Origin of the sequence: Streptomyces sp. NPDC101194 (assembly GCF_044767885.1) — a bacterium.
In the GTDB taxonomy this organism is placed as follows: Bacteria; Actinomycetota; Actinomycetes; order Streptomycetales; family Streptomycetaceae; genus Streptomyces.
On the sequence record NZ_JBIWOS010000013.1, the window covers coordinates 244,318 to 261,484 of the forward strand.

At 71.2% G+C, this 17,167-nt stretch carries 15 protein-coding genes; 8 read left to right on the plus strand and 7 right to left on the minus strand.

All coding sequences use genetic code 11. The annotated features are described in order from the left end of the window. Nucleotides 1-170: 170 nt before the first annotated feature. The 5 genes from ACIRP2_RS35360 to ACIRP2_RS35380 all read left to right on the plus strand — a co-directional run bounded on the left by ACIRP2_RS35360 (nt 171) and on the right by ACIRP2_RS35380 (nt 4,216). A complete protein-coding gene (locus ACIRP2_RS35360; protein ID WP_404257646.1) occupies nt 171-884 on the plus strand; it encodes a GntR family transcriptional regulator in 714 nt (237 codons plus the stop codon). Between the two features lie 310 nt (nt 885-1,194). Further along, nucleotides 1,195-1,794 (plus strand): carbonic anhydrase, encoded by a 600-nt coding sequence (locus ACIRP2_RS35365; RefSeq protein WP_404257648.1) that lies wholly within the window; start codon nt 1,195-1,197, stop codon nt 1,792-1,794. A 64-nt stretch (nt 1,795-1,858) separates the two neighbouring features. Then, nucleotides 1,859-2,329 (plus strand): cyanase, encoded by a 471-nt coding sequence (gene cynS, locus ACIRP2_RS35370; RefSeq protein WP_404257650.1) that lies wholly within the window; start codon nt 1,859-1,861, stop codon nt 2,327-2,329. A gap of 114 nt (nt 2,330-2,443) precedes the next feature. After that, entirely contained in the window at nt 2,444-2,944 is a 501-nt protein-coding gene (locus ACIRP2_RS35375) for a nucleoside deaminase (protein ID WP_404257652.1), read from the plus strand. A 543-nt stretch (nt 2,945-3,487) separates the two neighbouring features. Further along, nucleotides 3,488-4,216, plus strand: coding sequence for an ankyrin repeat domain-containing protein (locus ACIRP2_RS35380; protein ID WP_404257687.1), 729 nt, complete (start codon nt 3,488-3,490; stop codon nt 4,214-4,216). Between the two features lie 59 nt (nt 4,217-4,275). On the opposite strand, the gene ACIRP2_RS35385 is transcribed toward ACIRP2_RS35380, so the two are convergent. From ACIRP2_RS35385 to ACIRP2_RS35400, 4 genes are all read right to left on the minus strand, one after another. After that, a complete protein-coding gene (locus ACIRP2_RS35385) occupies nt 4,276-4,986 on the minus strand; it encodes a GntR family transcriptional regulator (RefSeq protein WP_404257654.1) in 711 nt (236 codons plus the stop codon). 150 nt (nt 4,987-5,136) lie between these two features. After that, nucleotides 5,137-6,441 (minus strand): amidohydrolase, encoded by a 1,305-nt coding sequence (locus ACIRP2_RS35390; RefSeq protein WP_404257656.1) that lies wholly within the window; start codon nt 6,439-6,441, stop codon nt 5,137-5,139. A gap of 258 nt (nt 6,442-6,699) precedes the next feature. Then, entirely contained in the window at nt 6,700-7,992 is a 1,293-nt protein-coding gene (locus ACIRP2_RS35395) for an amidohydrolase family protein (protein WP_404257658.1), read from the minus strand. 739 nt (nt 7,993-8,731) lie between these two features. After that, on the minus strand, nt 8,732-9,661 hold the full coding sequence (locus tag ACIRP2_RS35400) for a TIGR03619 family F420-dependent LLM class oxidoreductase (protein WP_404257660.1): 930 nt from the start codon (nt 9,659-9,661) through the stop codon (nt 8,732-8,734). A gap of 269 nt (nt 9,662-9,930) precedes the next feature. On the opposite strand from ACIRP2_RS35400, the gene ACIRP2_RS35405 reads away from it, so the two are divergent. Continuing rightward, nucleotides 9,931-10,323, plus strand: coding sequence for a hypothetical protein (locus tag ACIRP2_RS35405; RefSeq protein WP_404257662.1), 393 nt, complete (start codon nt 9,931-9,933; stop codon nt 10,321-10,323). Between the two features lie 49 nt (nt 10,324-10,372). Here ACIRP2_RS35405 and ACIRP2_RS35410 read toward each other — a convergent pair whose 3' ends face one another. Further along, entirely contained in the window at nt 10,373-10,672 is a 300-nt protein-coding gene (locus ACIRP2_RS35410; protein ID WP_404257664.1) for a response regulator transcription factor, read from the minus strand. Between the two features lie 134 nt (nt 10,673-10,806). Here ACIRP2_RS35410 and ACIRP2_RS35415 point away from each other — a divergent pair, with 134 nt between their 5' ends. Beyond that, nucleotides 10,807-11,352, plus strand: a complete 546-nt coding sequence (locus tag ACIRP2_RS35415) for a YciI family protein (RefSeq protein WP_404257666.1) — start codon at nt 10,807-10,809, stop codon at nt 11,350-11,352. Nucleotides 11,353-11,779: 427 nt separating this feature from the next. Here ACIRP2_RS35415 and ACIRP2_RS35420 read toward each other — a convergent pair whose 3' ends face one another. After that, the gene (locus ACIRP2_RS35420) at nt 11,780-13,234 is read right to left on the minus strand and encodes a glyceraldehyde-3-phosphate dehydrogenase (RefSeq protein ID WP_376280037.1); all 1,455 of its coding nucleotides are present in this window, start codon (nt 13,232-13,234) and stop codon (nt 11,780-11,782) included. A 930-nt stretch (nt 13,235-14,164) separates the two neighbouring features. Between ACIRP2_RS35420 and ACIRP2_RS35425 the strand changes: the two genes are divergently transcribed. After that, entirely contained in the window at nt 14,165-14,410 is a 246-nt protein-coding gene (locus tag ACIRP2_RS35425; protein WP_404257669.1) for a hypothetical protein, read from the plus strand. A gap of 281 nt (nt 14,411-14,691) precedes the next feature. Here the strand turns inward: ACIRP2_RS35425 and ACIRP2_RS35430 are convergent, their stop codons facing one another. Then, complete coding sequence (locus tag ACIRP2_RS35430) at nt 14,692-16,785, minus strand: SpoIIE family protein phosphatase (RefSeq protein WP_404257671.1); 2,094 nt, start codon at nt 16,783-16,785, stop codon at nt 14,692-14,694. Between the last annotated feature and the right edge of the window lie 382 nt (nt 16,786-17,167).

Sequence of the window (17,167 nt, forward strand, 5' to 3'; positions counted from 1 at the left end):
TCACCACCGGCTGCGGCCGGGAAGATGCTGGTGGGCGGCGGGTATCGACAAGCTAGCTGGTATACCGAATACCAAGCAATGGTTGTCGGGGATCTGTTTTCCCGGTCTGCGATGATCAGAGACATCCGGGCCCGCCCCCGGTCCGCCCAGCCGCGCATGGAGCCGTACCCATGACCACCCGTCGCCCCGACCGCCGCGCCTCGATCGGCGACACCCACCAGTCCCTGCGGGACCGGGTCTACACCGAGCTGCGCGAGCGGATCATCGAGGGCGACTACCCGGCCGGGCACCGGCTGGTGGAGCGGGAACTCGCCGAGGAGCTCGGCGTCTCCCGGATCCCGCTGCGGGAGGCGATGCAGCGACTGGAGTCGGAGGGATTCCTCACCGTTCAGCCCCGGCGCGGCTCGGTGGTCGCCGATTTCGGGATGGACGACGCCGAGCATCTGTTCGACGTACGCGAAAAGCTGGAGGGGCTGGCCGCGGGCCTGGCCGCCCGCCGGGCCACCGACGCCCAGCTGCGCGACATGGAGCACCTGCTGACCCGCAGCCGCAGGGCCTCCGAAGCCGGTCGGCTGCGCGAGGCGGTCACCCACAACGCCGACTTCCACCGGCGGATCGTCGAGGCGTCCGGCAACCCTCTGCTGCAGGACCTGATGAGCCCCCTCGACGCACGCCTGCGGCGCCTGTTCCGCCTCACTTCCGCCCTCGACGACGGCGACCCGATGTGCGGCGAGCACGAGCGGCTCTACGAAGCCATACGCGACCACGACGCACCGCGGGCCGAAGAACTGGCCCGCGCACACGTGGCGGGCACGCGCGCCTCCGCGATGCGCTACCTGTCCTCGGGCGCCGCCGGGAACCAGGACGGTTCGACGCAGCCCTGACCGCGCGCCCCACCGCGCAGGGGAAAGCCCCGTCCACATCCTCGCCCGAGCGTGGCGCGCCCCACCGTACAGGCCGTCCGCATCCGGCCACCGGCTCCTCCGAACGCGGCGCCCGGCACGGGACACCCGGCACACCGCGGCGCATTCCGAGGGCGATCAGCACCCGAGCCTCGACGGACCCCCGCACACGATGAGCCATAGATGCGATCAATAGATGTAATGGATAACGAGTCTTGGACACTATAGGTACAGCTCATGCATGGTGAATTACGTCAGCCCGTCGGGCCGGCAACCACCGAAGGGAGTGACCATGCACGACCTCACGGACGGCCCAGTCCGTTTCCGCCGCGATGTCTTTCCCGCCAAGGCGGGGCTGTTCGCCCGCCTGGCCACGACCCACCGGCCGAGGACGCTGTTCATCGGCTGTTCCGACGCCCGTGTGATCCCCGAACTGATCACGCAGAGCGAGCCGGGCGAGTTGTTCGTCATCCGTACCGCGGGCAACCTGGTCCCGGCCCACTCCGCCGTCCCGGACGGCGTCGCGGCGAGCATCGAGTACGCGGTCGCCGTGCTGGGCGTGAGCGACATCGTCGTGTGCGGCCACTCCGCGTGCGGAGCCATGACCGCGCTGGCCGAGGACCACGATCTCAGCGCCGCACCGGTGGTCGCGGGCTGGCTGCGACACGCGGACGCCGCACGCGCCCGTGCCGCTGCCGGCCCCGCCGCACCGGGCACGTCCACGGTGGACGCCCTGGTGCGGGCCAATGTGGCCGCACAGCTGCAGAACCTGGCCACCCATCCCTCGGTGGCCCATGCTCTGGCCGCCCGGAAGCTCACCTTGCGCGGCTGGGTGTTCGACATCGCGAGCGGCGCCATCGAGACGGTCGACGCCGCCATGGCCCCGGCCTGACCCGCCCTCCCCCGAACCCGCCGGCCGCACTTCGGGGCCGGTGCCGCAGAAAGGAATCCCTCTCATGACACACGCACAGTTCGACCCCACCGCCCGCCAGCTCCTCGCCGCCGCAGCGGTCGAGGCCAAGACTCGCAAGGACCTGACCTGGCAGCAGATCGCCGACGCCGCGGAGCTGTCGGTCGCGTTCGTCACCGCCGCCGTCCTCGGCCAGCACGCCCTTCCGGAGAAGGCCGCCAAGGCCGTCGCGAAGCTGCTGGACCTGGATGCCGACGCGGTGATGCTGCTGCAGACCATCCCGACCCGCGGTTCGATCCCCGGCGGCATTCCGACCGACCCGACCATCTACCGCTTCTACGAGATGCTCCAGGTCTACGGCACCACTCTCAAGGCTCTCGTCCACGAGCAGTTCGGGGACGGCATCATCAGCGCGATCAACTTCAAGCTGGACGTGAAGAAGGTCGCAGACCCCGAGGGCGGCGAGCGAGCCGTCATCACGCTCGACGGCAAGTACCTTCCGACCAAGCCCTTCTGACGGACACCACCACGGCGGGCCGGCGCACACGCCACGGCCGTCTCCGGCCCGCCTTCTCCATTCCCTCGTGATCCCGCCTGCCCGCCAGGCGTCCCATTCCGCCGGAGGACCCGCATGGACTTCGCCCAGCGCACCATCGACATCGCCCGCCAGAACGTCGAAGAGGGCGGGCGCCCCTTCGCCACCGTCATCGTCAAGGACGGCGAGATCCTCGCCGAAAGCCCCAACAAGGTCGCGCAGACCTCCGACCCGACCGCCCACGCGGAGATCCTCGCCATCCGCGAGGCCTGCAGGAAGCTCGGCACCGAGCACCTGATCGGCGCCACCATCTACGTGCTCGCCCATCCCTGCCCGATGTGTCTGGGGTCGTTGTACTACTGCTCCCCCGACGAGGTCGTCTTCCTCACCACGCGCGACGCCTACGAGCCGCACTACGTGGACGATCGCAAGTACTTCGAACTCGCCACCTTCTACGACGAGTTCGCCAAGGACTACACCGAGCGCCGCCTGCCGATGCGCCACGATCCCCAGGACGCCGCCGTCGACGTCTACCGGTTGTGGCAGGAGCGGAACGGCGGTGAGCGCCGCGTCCCCGGCGCACCGACCGCCGGCTGAAAGCTGTCCCATGGCCCCCGGCGGGCGCACGACGACGGCTTCGGCACCTCGCCGCGTCGTCGGAACGTCCGCATACAGCCAGTGTGCGGACGTCCCTCCGCCTTGCGACGCAGCGGATCCGACGCCGCGCGTCGATCCACCAGGGATCGCGTGACAGCCCTCGGGGCCTCTCGTCCGGATCAGGCCGGGCTCGCACGGGCCGGTGCCGCTTCCGCGACGCACCGAACGCCGACACGGCGCGACCGGCCACATCCGCGACGCGGCGGCCGGTCGCGCCCGGCCCTCGGGCAGGACCGGCCGGGCACAGCGCATCAACCGTTCGGCCGACACAGCAGTCACCCGGACCGCTCCATAACCCGATTCACCTCACCGACCACGGGAGGCCGCTCGCGGCATGAGACTGGTTGCGGCGGCGCCGCCCCGTCCGCCCGGTCCGTCATCTGCCGCGCCTCCCACGGTCGAAGGCCTCGGGTACCGGCCGGCATCCGAGCCGAGAGAGGAACCATGACACCCGTACGACACTCCGTCCGTCTGCTCGCGGCGCTGGCAGGCGTGCTCGCGCTCACCGCCGCCTGCACCGCCCGGTCCGGCGGCGACACCACCGCCCGGCAGCGAACCGCTCCGGCCGGGCCCACCACCCCCTCACCCTCGAAGTCGCCGACCCGCTCCCCCGCGGATCCGGCGGCCGACCGAGACCTGCTCAGGGCGGCGCGCTCCGGTGCCGCGGACGCCGTACGCGATGCCATCGAGCGCGGTGCCGATCCGGAGACCCGCGACGAGCGCCGCCGCACCCCTCTCCTGCTGGCCGTCACCGGCGACCACGTGGCAGCGGCCGGCATCCTCGTCGAGGCCGGAGCGGACCCCGACGCACTGGACCAACAGCACGACACACCCTGGTTGGTGACCGGCGTGACAGGCAGCGCTGCCATGGCGCGGACCCTGGCCGCCGCCCACCCCGACTACACCGTCGTCAACCGGTACGGCGGCACCTCCCTCATCCCCGCGTCCGAGCGCGGCCACGTCGACTACATCAGGGAGGTCACCACCAACCCGGAGATCGACATCGATGTCGACCACGTCAACAACCTCGGCTGGACAGCCCTCCTGGAGGCCGTCATCCTCGGCGACGGCGGCCGGGATCACCAGAGAGCGGTCGAACTGCTCCTCGACGCGGGGGCCGACCGGTCCCTCTCCGACAGGAACGGTGTGAGCCCGCTCCAGCACGCCCGGCAGAAGGGCTACACCGAGATCGCACGGATGCTGCGCGGGTAGGAGCGTTCGCATCCGAGCTCATGAAGGACCGCACTCCCCGATGAGCGGTGCCGGATTCCTCAGGGGCCGGATGCGGAGGTGACGGACCGCAGGGCGAGCTCTCGGCTCTTGCGGACGTGGAGCAGAGTGATCGCCCCGGCGGCCTCGACGTCTCCGGCGGCGATGCGTTCGTACATTTCGCTGTGCTGTGCGCGCATGGGCGCGGGTTCCGTGTTCAGCCCGAACAGCAGGCGCAGCTGTCCGTTCAGCCGCTGCATGAGCTGGGCCAGCAGCGGGTTGTCCGCCAGCGCCACGATCCGGTCGTGGAAGGCGGTGCCCGCGTCGTTCTCCCGGGTCCGTTCCCCCGCTGCCGCGGCGGCCTCGGCCTGTTCCAGTGCGGCCCGCAGGACCGCCAGGTCGGCGGCCTGCCCGGCCGAGGGGAGGGCCACCCGGCGAGCCGCGAGACGCGAGGCCTGGATGGCCAGCGGTTCCCACACGTCGTACAGATGCTCCACATCGGAGCGCTCCAGCCGGCGCACTCGCACACCGCTGTGCGGCAACAGGTCCAGCAGACCTTCCTCCACCAGCGCCCGCAGCGCCTCGCGAACCGGCACCCGCGACATCCGAAGGTCCTCGGCGATCTCGCGTTCCACCACACGGGCGCCCTGCGCGTAGCTGCCGTCGATGATGCGTTCCCTGATGGCCCGGCGCGCCAGTTCGCTCAGTGGCGTGCGCGGGGTACTGGCCGACGGCTCTCCTCCGTCGTCCTGCCGGTCGGTGCTTGCCGTCACGTACGGCGTCCTTTCTGTGCCCTCTCGTCCGCCCCGGTGCCCACGAGTCGCTGAGCCCTCGCGGACACCGGACACCACGTCACCCTATGCGGGTGGCCCGACGACGGGGCGCCGCCCGCTGCGGGTCGACGGGACGGCGGGACGGAGCGGTCACGTCAGTTCGCCGTCACGCGCCACCACACGGCCGCCGTGCACCACCAGGTCCCGTGCGGGCATGTCCACCAGCACCTGCGGCAGGCACTCGGCCCGCATCAGGACGAAGTCGGCCGGGGAGCCCGGGGAGAAGTCGGCGCGGGGCAGCCGCATGACATCGGCACCACCGTGCGCGCCGACCTCGTAGCAGGCCGCCAGTTCCTCGTCGAGGCGCACATCCGTGACCCAACCGAGCAGGTGTGCCCGATGGAGCATGTCCGCGTTGCCGAAGGGGCTCCAGGAGTCTCGTACCCCGTCCGACCCGAGCCCGACCCGCACGCCGTGCTGCCGCAGCTTCGCGACCGGCAGGACGAGCGACTCGCTGGGCGCCACGGTGGTCAGGGAGATGTCCAGGTCGCCGAGGTCCTCCGCCATCGCGGCCAGTTCGGTGTCGGAGAGACCGGGCAGGCAGAAGACATGGCTGACGGTCACCCTGCCCTGCAAGGACAGGGCCCGGGTCCGTTCGATGATGCCGCGCAGCACCGTCAAGCCCTTCTCGCCCCGGTCGTGCAGGTGGATGTCCACGCCGACGCCGTACCGGTCCGCGAGGCCGAAGACGAGGTCCAGCTGCTCGTCCATCGCCTGGTCGAAGCTGATCGGATCGATCCCGCCGATCATGTCCACGAGCCCGCTCCGAGCCGCCTGTTCGAGCAGTGCCGCCGTGCCGGGAGCGCGGACCACGCCGTGCTGCGGAAAGGCCACGATCTGCACGTCGAGCGCGTGGTCGAGCCGCTCGCGTGCCTGCGCGAGTCCCTCCACGCAGGTCAGTCCGTAGGCCGGAGCGATGTCGGCGTGTGCCCGCATCGCCCGTGTCCCGCGGGTCACGGCGTGTGCCATGAGTCCGTGGGCCCGCTCTCCCACCGTCCGGCGCTGGCTCCGGAACAGTTCCACGTCCTGGGCGGCGAAGTCGGCGATGCTGTCGGCTGGTTCGCGCGACACCCACGAGCCGCCCCACGTCGTCTTGTCGGGATGGATGTGCGCGTCCACCAGGGACGGCAGGGCGATGCGGCCACCGCCCTCGACCACCCTGGCGCCCCGGGGGGCCGGTTCGCCGGTGATCCGGCCGTCGACGACGGTGAGATCCACGGGTTTCACCGCGCCCATCGGCCGTACGTCACGGAAGATCACCGCGTTGCCGGGACGGTTGCGGGGGCCGGCCTGGGCGGACGGTGCGGCCGCGGACAGCGCGACACCGGTGCCCGCGAGAGAGGCGGCGCCGGCCAGGACACCGCGCCGGGACATCGGGGAGGGAGGAGGCGTCATGAGGATTCCTTCGGTTCGGAGACAGGCAGCGGCAGAGGCCGCGTCGGGTCGTCGGCGACGGCCCGACGGCAGAGACACGAGGTCTCGGAAGCGGAAACGGGAGGCCCTGAGGGCTGTCCCGCGCGATCCCTGGTGGATCGACACGCGGCGTCAGATGCGGTGCATCGCACGGCGGAGGGACGCCCGTATGACGGATGCATGCGGACGTTCCGACGACGCGGCGAGGTGCGGTAGCCGTCGTCGTGCGCCCACCAGGGATCACCAGAGGGTCAAACCCGCTCGCACCACGCGCAGTGGCGTCCTCAGCACGGACACGTCGGCGAGCGGATCGCCGTCCACCACGATCGCGTCACCGGCGAAGCCACGGGCGAGACGGCCCACCGTCCGCTGAAGATCGAGGAGTTGGGCGGACCTGGTCGTGGCTGCCCGGATCGCGTCGAGCGCCGAGAGGCCCGAAGCGTGCATCAACTCGACTTCACGACCGATCGGTTCGATCCTGCCGCCGGAGGAGTCCGTGCCCGCCACCAGCGCCACCCCCATCAGATGCGCTGTTCTCACCGCCTCCTTCAGGACCGGCAGATACCTGCGTCCGCGCTCGGCGAGCACCGGGTTCGGTGAGTCGGCCAGTCCGGCGATCGCGGTGAGCGTCGGTGTGAAGTACGTGCCTCTGCGCCGCATGTCGTACAGCGTTCGCTCGCTCACGAACACCCCGTGCTCCAAGGACCGGATGCCCGCACGGACCGCGTCGTCGCAACCACGTGCGCTGTAGCTGTGGCACAGCACGCCCTTGCCGCCGCGCCGTGCCGCCGCCACGATCCCGGAGAGCTGCTCGTAGGAGTAGACCTGCGCCAGCGGGTCCTGCTCCGGCAGGCCGGCACGCTCGTTGACCCGCGTCTTGATCACGTCGGCACCTCGGGCGAGGTTGACTTCGACGACGCGCCGCAACGCCTCGGCCGAACGAACGCCGCCCTTCAGGCGGGCCAGCGGTGTGAGGTCCGGGTCGGCCAGGACGGTGTCGCCCAGGTCGGGCGTGACGAAGACACCTGCGGCCCGCAGCCGGGGCGCCACATCAGGGGCCTGCCGCGCCAACTCCCTCACGGCGATGTCCTGGTAGAAGTTCGTGGAGCCGCTGCGTGCGCTGGTGGCGCCCTGACGGACCGCCTCTCGCGCCTCGGCGGCGGTGTTCAGGTGGATGTGCGCGTCCACGAGTCCGGGCAGCACCCAGCGGCCGTGCGCGTCCAGGCGGGGCGCATCGTCCGGGACCTCGACCCGCGCCCGCGCCCCGGCCTCGCGCACGACGCCCGCACGGATCACGACGACGGCGTCCTCGGTGACCGCACCGGTCGCCGGGTCGAGCAACGTGCCGCCCTCGATGACCAGGTCACCCACGCGTGCGGCCGCGCCCGTGCTCTCCGGGGCGTGTCCGGGTGCCGCCGCCGCGGACGGCGCAGCGGACAGGGCCGCGGCGGTGCCCGCCAGAGCGGCGGCCCCGGCGAGTACGCCGCGCCGGGTGACACGACTGGGCGGGGGCGGTGCGGAATCGACACACATGGCGGGCTCCTCGACATGAGATGTACGGCCGGGCCAGTTTGTATACCAAGACATGTTACGAGACAAGATCTCGCACCAGAACTCGATAGAAATGCCTGATAGATCACCTACATGCAACCCCTTCATTGCTTCTCGGTATACAACCGAAGCGTCCGGCGGTCCGTCACGCACGGCGACAGCTGTGTGCGACCGCGGACAGCGGGGCATCTCACCGACGAAGGCCGGCTGGAAGAGCCGCTCCGACGTGCGTACCGGACGGATCTCGCCCGGCGCCGGGCAGCGGTGAGGACCGCGCATGGCCCGACCGGCCTCCGTCCCTCCTCCGGGTGCGCCGTGGCGCGACTTCCGCTTCGGCCGCGAAGGCCCCGTCGACGCTCCGGTCCTGCGGCCCGAGGAGGGAGATTCCGCTGTACGCGGGAAGGAGACCGGCCGTCGCGGCCGCACGGCCTCACGGAAAGGCGGTGGCGGCATCCGGAGGAACAGCCGCCGAGCGGTGGTGAGGGGGACAGCCTCCGAGCGCCGGCGAGGGGTGCCCGACGGAACGGGCTCCGCTCAGCGCGTGCGGACGGTCCGAGGGCGTGCCGGCACGAACCCGTCGCACCGGCCCCCTTCGATCGCGCCTCGCGATCGGTACCGACGCACGGCTCGGGCTCGTCGACGGGGCCGGTGGTGTGAGGCCGCGTGAGGGTGCCCGCCCCGTCCCCGCCGGGCAGCGGGTCCTGACACCCTCACGCGTCGGTCAGACGCCCGCGGCGCGCGCCGCCTCGTAGACCTCGGTCGCCACATCGATCAGTTCCGCGGCGTCGCGCGTCGTGCCCTGGAGGTCCAGCAAGAACTCCGGTACGCCCGTTTCCGCATGCGCCACCAGGTCCTCGACGATCTGTGCCACGCTCCCGTGGAAGGGCTGGCGGCCCGTGCCCTCGATCGGCTCGGCGCTGTACCGTGCATTGGCCCGGGCGCAGACGTCGAGCGGGCGCTCCCGTCCGCGCTCGGCGGCCAGGTCCTGGATCCGCTGCCACTGTTCGGCCAGCTGAGCGGCTCCCGCTGCCACGGGCATCCAGCCGTCCGCCCAGTCCACCAGACGACGGTCCGCACGCGGGCTGTTCGCGGGCAGGTAGACCGGAATGGGGCGCACCGGCTTGGGGCCGACCTCGGACGGGGCGATGGTGGTCAGCTCGCCCTGGTAGGAGACGGGGTCCGGTCCCCAGACGGCCGCGCACACGTCCAGCAGTTCGTCGAGGACCGCGCCGCGCCTCTCGAAGGGCGCGACGGAGGCGGCCGCGTACTCGTCCAAAGACCATCCCGTGCCCAGGCCCGCGACCACGCGCCCACCGCTCGCCGCGTCCAGTGAGGCGAGGGAACGGGCCAGTTGGAACGGCACGTGCAACGGCGCGACCAGGACGCTGGTCCCGAGCCGCGCCCGGTCGGTCGCCGCGGCGGCCAGCGCAAGGGTGATCAGCGGATCGGCGACACTGCGATATTGGTCGGGCCACGGCAGTCCCGGCACGCCGTACAGCCCCTGGGTCGCGGGCTCGGGAAAGAGGACGCGCTCGAAGACCCACAGACTCGCGTACCCGGCCTCCTCCGCCGCGCGCGCGACGGTGGCCACATCGCGACCGATGTCGTACTGCTTCATCTGCGGGAGACCAAGACCGAGTGAGACCGTCATGTACGCACTCCTTCACGATGACCATGGGGCAACTACCGTAAGGTACTCACTTGTTCCTTTCCCGGGCGCGCGTCGAGACGTGTCGAGGGCCCGGTGGAACGGACGGCCGACGACGTGTTCCCGGGACGCCCGAGTGTGCGGGGCTCGCACGTGTCCGCCCGCGCGCCTCCCGGTGGACGGCGACGGACTACGCTGAGGCGTCGGGTTCCCGGCCACCGGGGCACGGGCTCCGACCAATGGTCCTGCGGATGCCAGGGGGAGACGGAGCGATGACTGCCGACCAGCGCGCAACGGAGTGGACGGCCGCGTCGGACCGCGCGACCAGGCTCACGAACCGACGCGTGATGACCGCCTGGGACGCGATGCGCATCCACGCGATTCTGGCCGTCGGTCTCTATGTCCTGGCGATCCGTGATGCCGTCCCCGCCGACCGAGTGACGCTGGACAGCCTCGGCCGGTTGCTCGCGGACCCGGACCACCTCCATGACACGGTCGCGGAACAGGCGAACGACCCCGCGGACCCCGCTGCCGAGAAATGGGCCTGGCTCAACGCACCGCTGCGCATGTGCTCACACGTCCCGGAACCACCGACGCCCCGAACCAGCCTGGACGCCTGCCTGGACGAGGCCCGCCTCCGTGTCGAGCGTGCCCTGGGACCCTGAGGGCTGCGCCGTTCGGATCGTGCTCGACTCGCGTGCTGCGGGGACGCGCTCAGCGAGGCAGCGTGGCCAGCCCCATTTCGTAGGCCGTGATCACGAGCCGGACCCGGTCCCGGGCGCCCGGTGTGGTGAACAGCCGTGACACGTGCGACGTGGCGGTGGCCACCGTGATGAAGAGATCCTCTGCGATCTCGGTGTTCGACCGGCTGCGTCCGACCGGTGCCGGCGCTTCCCGTTCCCGCTCGGTGAGGCCGTCGACATCGGACCGACGTCCCTGACCAGTGGAACCGCGTCGGTACCGGTGACGGCCGCGCCGCCACCCGGAAGCCGCCCCCGGGACGCGGCCCGGCACTGGGTTCGCCGTGCGGCACCGCGACGTGTGACCGCTCCTTCGGGGAGCACACGTGCTGTCGGGTGAGGCTGTCGAGCAGTGACCGCGGTGAAACCTGCTCGACTCGAAGATCCTCTCGAAGGGACCCTATGCGCATGGAGTTCTTCTGCTACCACCGCGACCGTCCCGGCTCCGTGCCTCTGCGCGACGAGCTGCTGGAAGATCACTGGTCCTCTATGGACCGGTACGCGAAGGAAATGATCGCGCGCGGCCCGACCTTCGCCGGCGACACGCCCACCGGCAGCGTGCACATCGTCGACCTGCCCGATCCCGCCGCCGCCCGCGCGTTCGCCTTCGCCGAGCCGAACTACCAGGCCGGTGTGTACCGGGACGTGCTGCTGCGACGATGGCACAACACACTGGGGCGCACCATGTGGGACTTCCCCGGCGGCCGGACCGGTGGTGACCGGTACCTGGTGCTCGGCTTCGGCACGGGGCATGCGGCGGACCTCGCGGCGCCGCCCGACCGCGACGAGCTGATCGCCTACGGGCCGCTGCTGTCCGACAACGGTTCCGACCGGCTGGGCACGGCGGCGTTGGCCCGGGCACCGAACCCGGACACCGCTCGCGCCGTCCTGACCCCGGAGCGGTACGCCGACATCGAGGTGCACGACTGGCAGTTCGGCGGGCGGTCGTCATGACGGGAGGACGTGCGGGCCGACATCATCGCCGGAGTCCTGCGGATCGCTCGGGATCCTCGTCCTGCACCGGCACCCGCGGATGCATCGGCCCGGCACACCCCGGTGGATCCTCGGGTTCACGCTGACGGGTGCTCGGTTCCACCGCAACCCACGGGGCGACGGCCCGGTACTCCGAAGGTGCCGCTGGGCGAAGGCGGTACCGGATCGACGCCATCGGCGTGCGTGGACGTCGGGACGCTGTCCGTACTCCGTACCGTCACACACCGGACGCCACGGAGTACGGACAGCACCCTTTCCCCGAGGACCGCACGGCATGCGGCCGACGGCGACGGAACGTGGGCGGTGCGCGCCGAGCCGCTGAGTCGCGCATGCACTGCGCGTCCTCGGCCGCCGCCGCGCACCGACGCACAGATCTCCGGAGCCGGGATCAGACCGCCGGGGCCGGGTAGGTCGGGTACTCCACCCCGGAGACGTGCTGGACGACGCGGATGACCTGGCAGGAGTAGCCGAACTCGTTGTCGTACCACAGGTAGAGGATCGCGTTGTCGCCCTCGACCTTGGTGGCGCCCGCGTCGACGATCGACGCGTGGCGCGAGCCGATGAAGTCGCTCGACACCGCGTCCGGGGCGGTGGTGAAGTCGATCTGCCGCTTGAGCGGCGATGTCAGCGACACATTGCGGAGGTAGTCGAGGACCTCCTCGCGATCGGCCTCACGGCCGAGCCGCAGGCTGAGAATCGCGATCGAGACGTCCGGCACCGGGACGCGGATCGAGCTGCCGGTGATCGGCGCCTTGAGGTCGGGCAGAGCCTTGGCGACGGCCGAGGCGGCACCGGTCTCGGTGATGACCATGTTGAGCGGCGCGGAGCGGCCACGCCGGTCGGCCTTGTGGTAATTGTCCAGCAGGTTCTGGTCGTTGGTGAACGAGTGGACGGTTTCCACGTGGCCGCGCAGCACGCCGTACTCGTCCGCCATCGCCTTCAGCGGAGGGACGATGGCGTTGGTGGTGCAGGAGGCACAGGACAGGATCTGCTCGTCCGGCTTGATCGTCTCGTGGTTGACGCCGTGCACGATGTTGGGGACGTCGCCCTTGCCCGGCGCGGTCAGGACGACCTTCTCGATCCCGGGGCGCAGGTGGTTCGACAGGCCCTCGCGGTCGCGCCACTTGCCGGTGTTGTCGATGAGGATGGCGTCCTTGATGCCGTACGCCGTGTAGTCGACCTCCGAGGGGTCGTTGGCGTAGATCACCTTGATCTCGTTGCCGTTCGCGACGATCGTGCTGTTCGCCTCGTCGACGGTGATCGTGCCCTGGAACTGGCCGTGGATGGAGTCGCGGCGCAGCAGCGAGGCGCGCTTGACGAGATCCTCGACGGCCCGGCCGCCGCCCCCGCGGACGACGATGGCACGCAGCCGCAGACCGTTTCCGGAGCCGGACTTCTCGATGAGCAGCCGGGCGACGAGGCGGCCGATGCGGCCGAAGCCGTACAGGACGACATCGCGTCCCTCGCGGCGCTCGATCTTGTTGGCACCCGTGGCACCGGCGACGGCCTCGGCGGTGAACTCCTCGACCGAGAGACCGCGGTCATCGGTCTTGAACGTCGCGGCGAGCATGCCGATGTCGATCTGGGAAGGACCGAGATCCAGCGTGGTGAGGGCCTGCAGGAAGGGCAGCGTCTCGGTGACCGAGAGCTCCTCACCGGCGATCTGGCGGGCGAATCGGTGGGTCTTGAGGATGCTGACCACCGACTTGTTCACCAAGGAGCGGCTGTGGAGCAGGACCGTGACATCCCGCTCCCGGTGCAGTTTCCCAATGATGGGGATCATCGACTCCGCGATCTCCTCGCGGTTCTTCCAGCTGGTGAACGAGTCCTCGTTGACAGTCACAGATTTATCTTTCGAGCTAGGCGGCGCTCATATGGTAACCCCCTGGCACTTTGATCATTCAAACGGTGCCGTCCGAGCGGAATGCGGCGACCGGGCCTCACATCCGCCCCGGGGCCGAGGGGCGGTCGTCGCGCAGGCGAAAACGTCGGCGCCGACGCCGACCGGAAGGCGGCCCGGGTGCCCGCGCGGTGCACCCGCGGTGCACACGCGGCCCTGACTCCGGATGATGCGCGGGGCCGGTACGCATGCCACAGGGGAACGAGCAGACGTTCGACAACTGGGTGACACGGGTGAACCTGTCACTCGTGCGGAGCGACAGGACTGCCACAGCCTCCTCCTGGATGTTCCCCTGTACCAGGCATCACAGGAGGCTCCACATGACGCCCATCAGCGGCCGTGCACAACAGCGGGCGCTACGTCGCGCCGTGTGTACGGCCGCGCTGATCGTGTTGGTGATGCTGATGCACGGAGCGTTCACCTCCGTCCCGGCGTCCGACGCCCGGACCGGTCACGTTCACGGCGTTCCCGTCCTCCACGCGGCACCGACGGTCGGCACCGCTGCCGCGGCGGTCGAATCAGCCTCGGCGAAACTGCCCCTCACAGCGGCCTCCGGTGGTCACAGCGAGGGCCACAGGTGGCGGTCGGGCATGGCTTCGCCCTGCAAACCGCGTCACACCGCTTCCGCGGCCACCGCGGTGGCACCCGATTCCGGTTTCGGCGAAGTGCCCCCGGTGCCCGGGCGTCATGGATGCGTGCCGGAGCCCGCCGACCGGGCGGGCCCGACCGGCTCTCCGACAGGTCTCGTACTGCGCTGCTGACCGGATCCGGCCGCACCCCTCGCGTACCTGCCGCGCTCCGCCGCGACCGGTACGCGAGGTGCGGCCTGCCGTCGTCAGCACCCACGTCATGCGACCCCTCAGGAGATCCGACATGCCCGCAGACGCCTTCGCGGCCGTGGCCGCACTGGTACGCGCCGAAGCGGCCCGCCGTCCCGCCCCCGCTTCCCCGACTCCGTTGTCGACGGACGGCTCACATCCCTTCACGACGCCGGAACGTCGACCCGGTCGCCCCGCTCCGAACCCCGCTCCGGCGCGGCCGGATCTCGCGCCCTCCCCGCGTCGAGCGGCGGCACTGTTGTCCGGCGTGCAGCGTCGGCTGCTGGCACTGCTCCACTGAGGTCGGGGCGGCCGGCCCGGTCCCGCCCGGCGGGCTCGACCGTCACCCGCGCTCCGTGCACCCGCACAGGAGCGATCCGACAGGCAGTCGTCCATCAATCGTGCCCGTCGCGCCGACGGAGTGCCGGCGCCACGGGCACGATCCCCCGCAGCCACGACGGGATCCGCTTCCCCGCTCCCGGCCTGCGGGCCGCGCGGCCGCCGCGTACGGCGGGCCGAGCGTTCGGCCGTCGCGCCGAGGGGCGGCCGTCCGGCCCGATGTGGCGGGGAACCGCGCGGGGGTCATTCCTCCCCCGCGGGTCGCGGACACGGGCCGGGCCGGGCGATGAGTACCGCCACGTCGTCGTGGTCGTCCGGATCACGCAAGGCGTCCAGGAGCCGGTCGCAGGTCTCCTCCAGGGAGCCGTCGGCGCCGTCGAGCACGCGCAGCAGGAGGTCGAGCCGCGCGTCGATGGCGTCGCGGCGCGTTTCGACCAGGCCGTCGGTGTAGAGGACCAGTTGATCCCCGGGACGCAGCGGCACGGTGGCCGCTTCGAAGGGGACGCCGCCGACCCCGAGAGGCGCGCCGGAGGGCAGGTCGAGCAGTTCGGAGTGGTCGCCGGCGGGTGTCAGGGCAGGGGGCAGGTGCCCCGCCGCGGCGATGCGGCACGAGTCGCTGTGCGGGTCGTACTCGGCGTAGATGCAGGTGGCGATGGAAGGCTCCAGGCCCGCCGTGATCCTGTCGAGGTGTTGCAGCACCCGATCGGGCGGGAGGCCCAGATCGGCGAGAGTGGCGGTGGCGGTACGCAGACGGCCCATCGCGGCAGCCGCGTCGATGCCGCTGCCCATCACGTCGCCCACCACGAACGCCGTCCTGTCCTCGGCAAGGGGGATGACGTCGAACCAGTCACCGCCGACCTCGGTGGATGTCCCGGCAGGTTGGTAACGGGTGGCGATCTCCAGGCCCGGCGGCGGCACCGGCCGCGGGAGCAGACTGCGTTGGAGCGTCACCGCCGTGTTGCGGACGCTCTGGTAGAGGCGCGCGTTGTCCAGGGACACCGCGGTCCGGCCGGCCAGTTCACCGGCCAGGGTGACGTCTTCCGCGTCGAAGGGCAGCGGATTGCGACCGCGCATCAGGCCGAGCACACCGAACGCCCCCTCCTGGGCAGCCAGCGGTATCGCGAGATACGAGTGGATACCGACACTGGCCAGGGCGGCGGCGGCACCGGCGTCACGGGCGATGCGTGCCAGGTCCCACTCCTCCACGTGACTCACGAGGACGGGGTGCCCGGTCCGTACGCATTGGGTGGGCAGACGGTCGGCGCCGTAGCTGACCGGCTGGTCGGCCGTACCGACGGCGCGGGCCGCCTCGCTGAGGCCGGCGGCCTTCACCGCGAGGGTACGCAGGAGCACCGGGCCGCCGACGGGATTCGGGGGCCGGCGATCGTCCAGCGCGGAGTCCAGTACGTCCACGACCACGACATCGGCGAGCTCGGGCACCACGACATCGGCCAGCTCGCGGGCTGTCTGCCGCATGTCCAAGGTGGTACCGATGCGGGCCGAGCCCTCGGCGATCAGGGCCAGACGCTGCCGGGCCTGGGCCGCCTCCTTGATCGCACCGTATCGATCGGTGACTTCCACCACTGAGGTGGCGACACCCAGTACCTGACCGTCGGGTCCCTCCAGCCGGTAGACGGAGACGGACCAGGCTCGGTCGTTGTCGGGATCGGCCGGAGTGCGGCCGATGGTGTATCTGTCGACCTGTGGATGTCCGGTCTCCAGAACTTCCCTGACCGCCGCCTCGGACGCGTCGACGCTGACCGAGGGCAGGACCTCGCGGAATCCCCGGCCGATGTGGTCCTCGGCGGACATACCGTGCATCCGCTCCATCGCGGGATTGACAGCCACATAGCGCAGATCGGTGTCGAGAACCTCCAGGCCGATCGGTGACTGGGCGATCAGTTGCGTGGACAGAGCGACGTCCCGCTCCACCTCACGCAGCTTCGCGGCGTCCGTGGCGACGCCCAGGGCGTGAAGATCTCCCTGCTCGGTCGCCAGCCGGGCGCCGTGGAGTTCCACCAACCGCGTGCCGCCGTCCTTGTGCCGTGCGGGGAAGACGGCGGCCCAGCCGCGACCGGTCTCCAGCATCCGCTCGCACTTGCCGACCACCAGGTCCCTGTACCGTTCATGGACCAGCAGCGGCGCCGCCCTCCGGCCCAGCACTTCTTGCGCGGCGTAGCCGAACAGTTCCTCGGACTGCGGGCCCCACAACACGATCCGCCCGGCGTCGTCCAGCACCACCACGGCGACGCCGAGGGCGTCCAGAACACCGCTGGGCCGCTCCAGCCGAGGGCCGGACGCATCGTTGCCGGCATCGAAGGTTCCCGCTCCGCTCATCCCGGGCGCTCCTTCCACCTGGCGGCGCGACGCACCACCGGCGCCGGGCCCGAGGCTGCGGCTGCGGCGCCGGGACGGTTCCCCGTGCCTCCCTGGTGCTTCCATAGTCCCCCGAGACGACGGCCGACGCACCGCACCCCGTCCGGGTGGTGATCGCGCACGGCCCTCCGCGGCAGGACACCGGACCCGCACCTGAACGCATCCGCCCCGCGAAGTCCCGGATGCCCCACGTGGACGGGCCGGTTCGACCACACGGCCCGTGCCTCCGGGCGTCCGGTCGTCTGCGGGGCATGCCGAAGGACCGGCACGGGCAGCGTCGGTGCTGCCGTGCCGGTCCCGGCTCGCGCGGTGGGTGCGGAGTTCGCCGCTCAGTAGGCGGAGT

What these genes read in the sequence shown, in the direction of transcription:
- ACIRP2_RS35360 (WP_404257646.1), top strand. Translation starts at nt 171, where the DNA reads ATGACCACCCGTCGCCCCGACCGCCGCGCCTCGATCGGCGACACCCAC.
- ACIRP2_RS35365 (WP_404257648.1), top strand. Translation starts at nt 1,195, where the DNA reads ATGCACGACCTCACGGACGGCCCAGTCCGTTTCCGCCGCGATGTCTTT.
- cynS (WP_404257650.1), top strand. Translation starts at nt 1,859, where the DNA reads ATGACACACGCACAGTTCGACCCCACCGCCCGCCAGCTCCTCGCCGCC.
- ACIRP2_RS35375 (WP_404257652.1), top strand. Translation starts at nt 2,444, where the DNA reads ATGGACTTCGCCCAGCGCACCATCGACATCGCCCGCCAGAACGTCGAA.
- ACIRP2_RS35390 (WP_404257656.1), bottom strand. Translation starts at nt 6,441, where the DNA reads ATGACGCCTCCTCCCTCCCCGATGTCCCGGCGCGGTGTCCTGGCCGGC.
- ACIRP2_RS35395 (WP_404257658.1), bottom strand. Translation starts at nt 7,992, where the DNA reads ATGTGTGTCGATTCCGCACCGCCCCCGCCCAGTCGTGTCACCCGGCGC.
- ACIRP2_RS35400 (WP_404257660.1), bottom strand. Translation starts at nt 9,661, where the DNA reads ATGACGGTCTCACTCGGTCTTGGTCTCCCGCAGATGAAGCAGTACGAC.
- ACIRP2_RS35405 (WP_404257662.1), top strand. Translation starts at nt 9,931, where the DNA reads ATGACTGCCGACCAGCGCGCAACGGAGTGGACGGCCGCGTCGGACCGC.
- ACIRP2_RS35415 (WP_404257666.1), top strand. Translation starts at nt 10,807, where the DNA reads ATGGAGTTCTTCTGCTACCACCGCGACCGTCCCGGCTCCGTGCCTCTG.
- ACIRP2_RS35425 (WP_404257669.1), top strand. Translation starts at nt 14,165, where the DNA reads ATGCCCGCAGACGCCTTCGCGGCCGTGGCCGCACTGGTACGCGCCGAA.
- ACIRP2_RS35430 (WP_404257671.1), bottom strand. Translation starts at nt 16,785, where the DNA reads ATGAGCGGAGCGGGAACCTTCGATGCCGGCAACGATGCGTCCGGCCCT.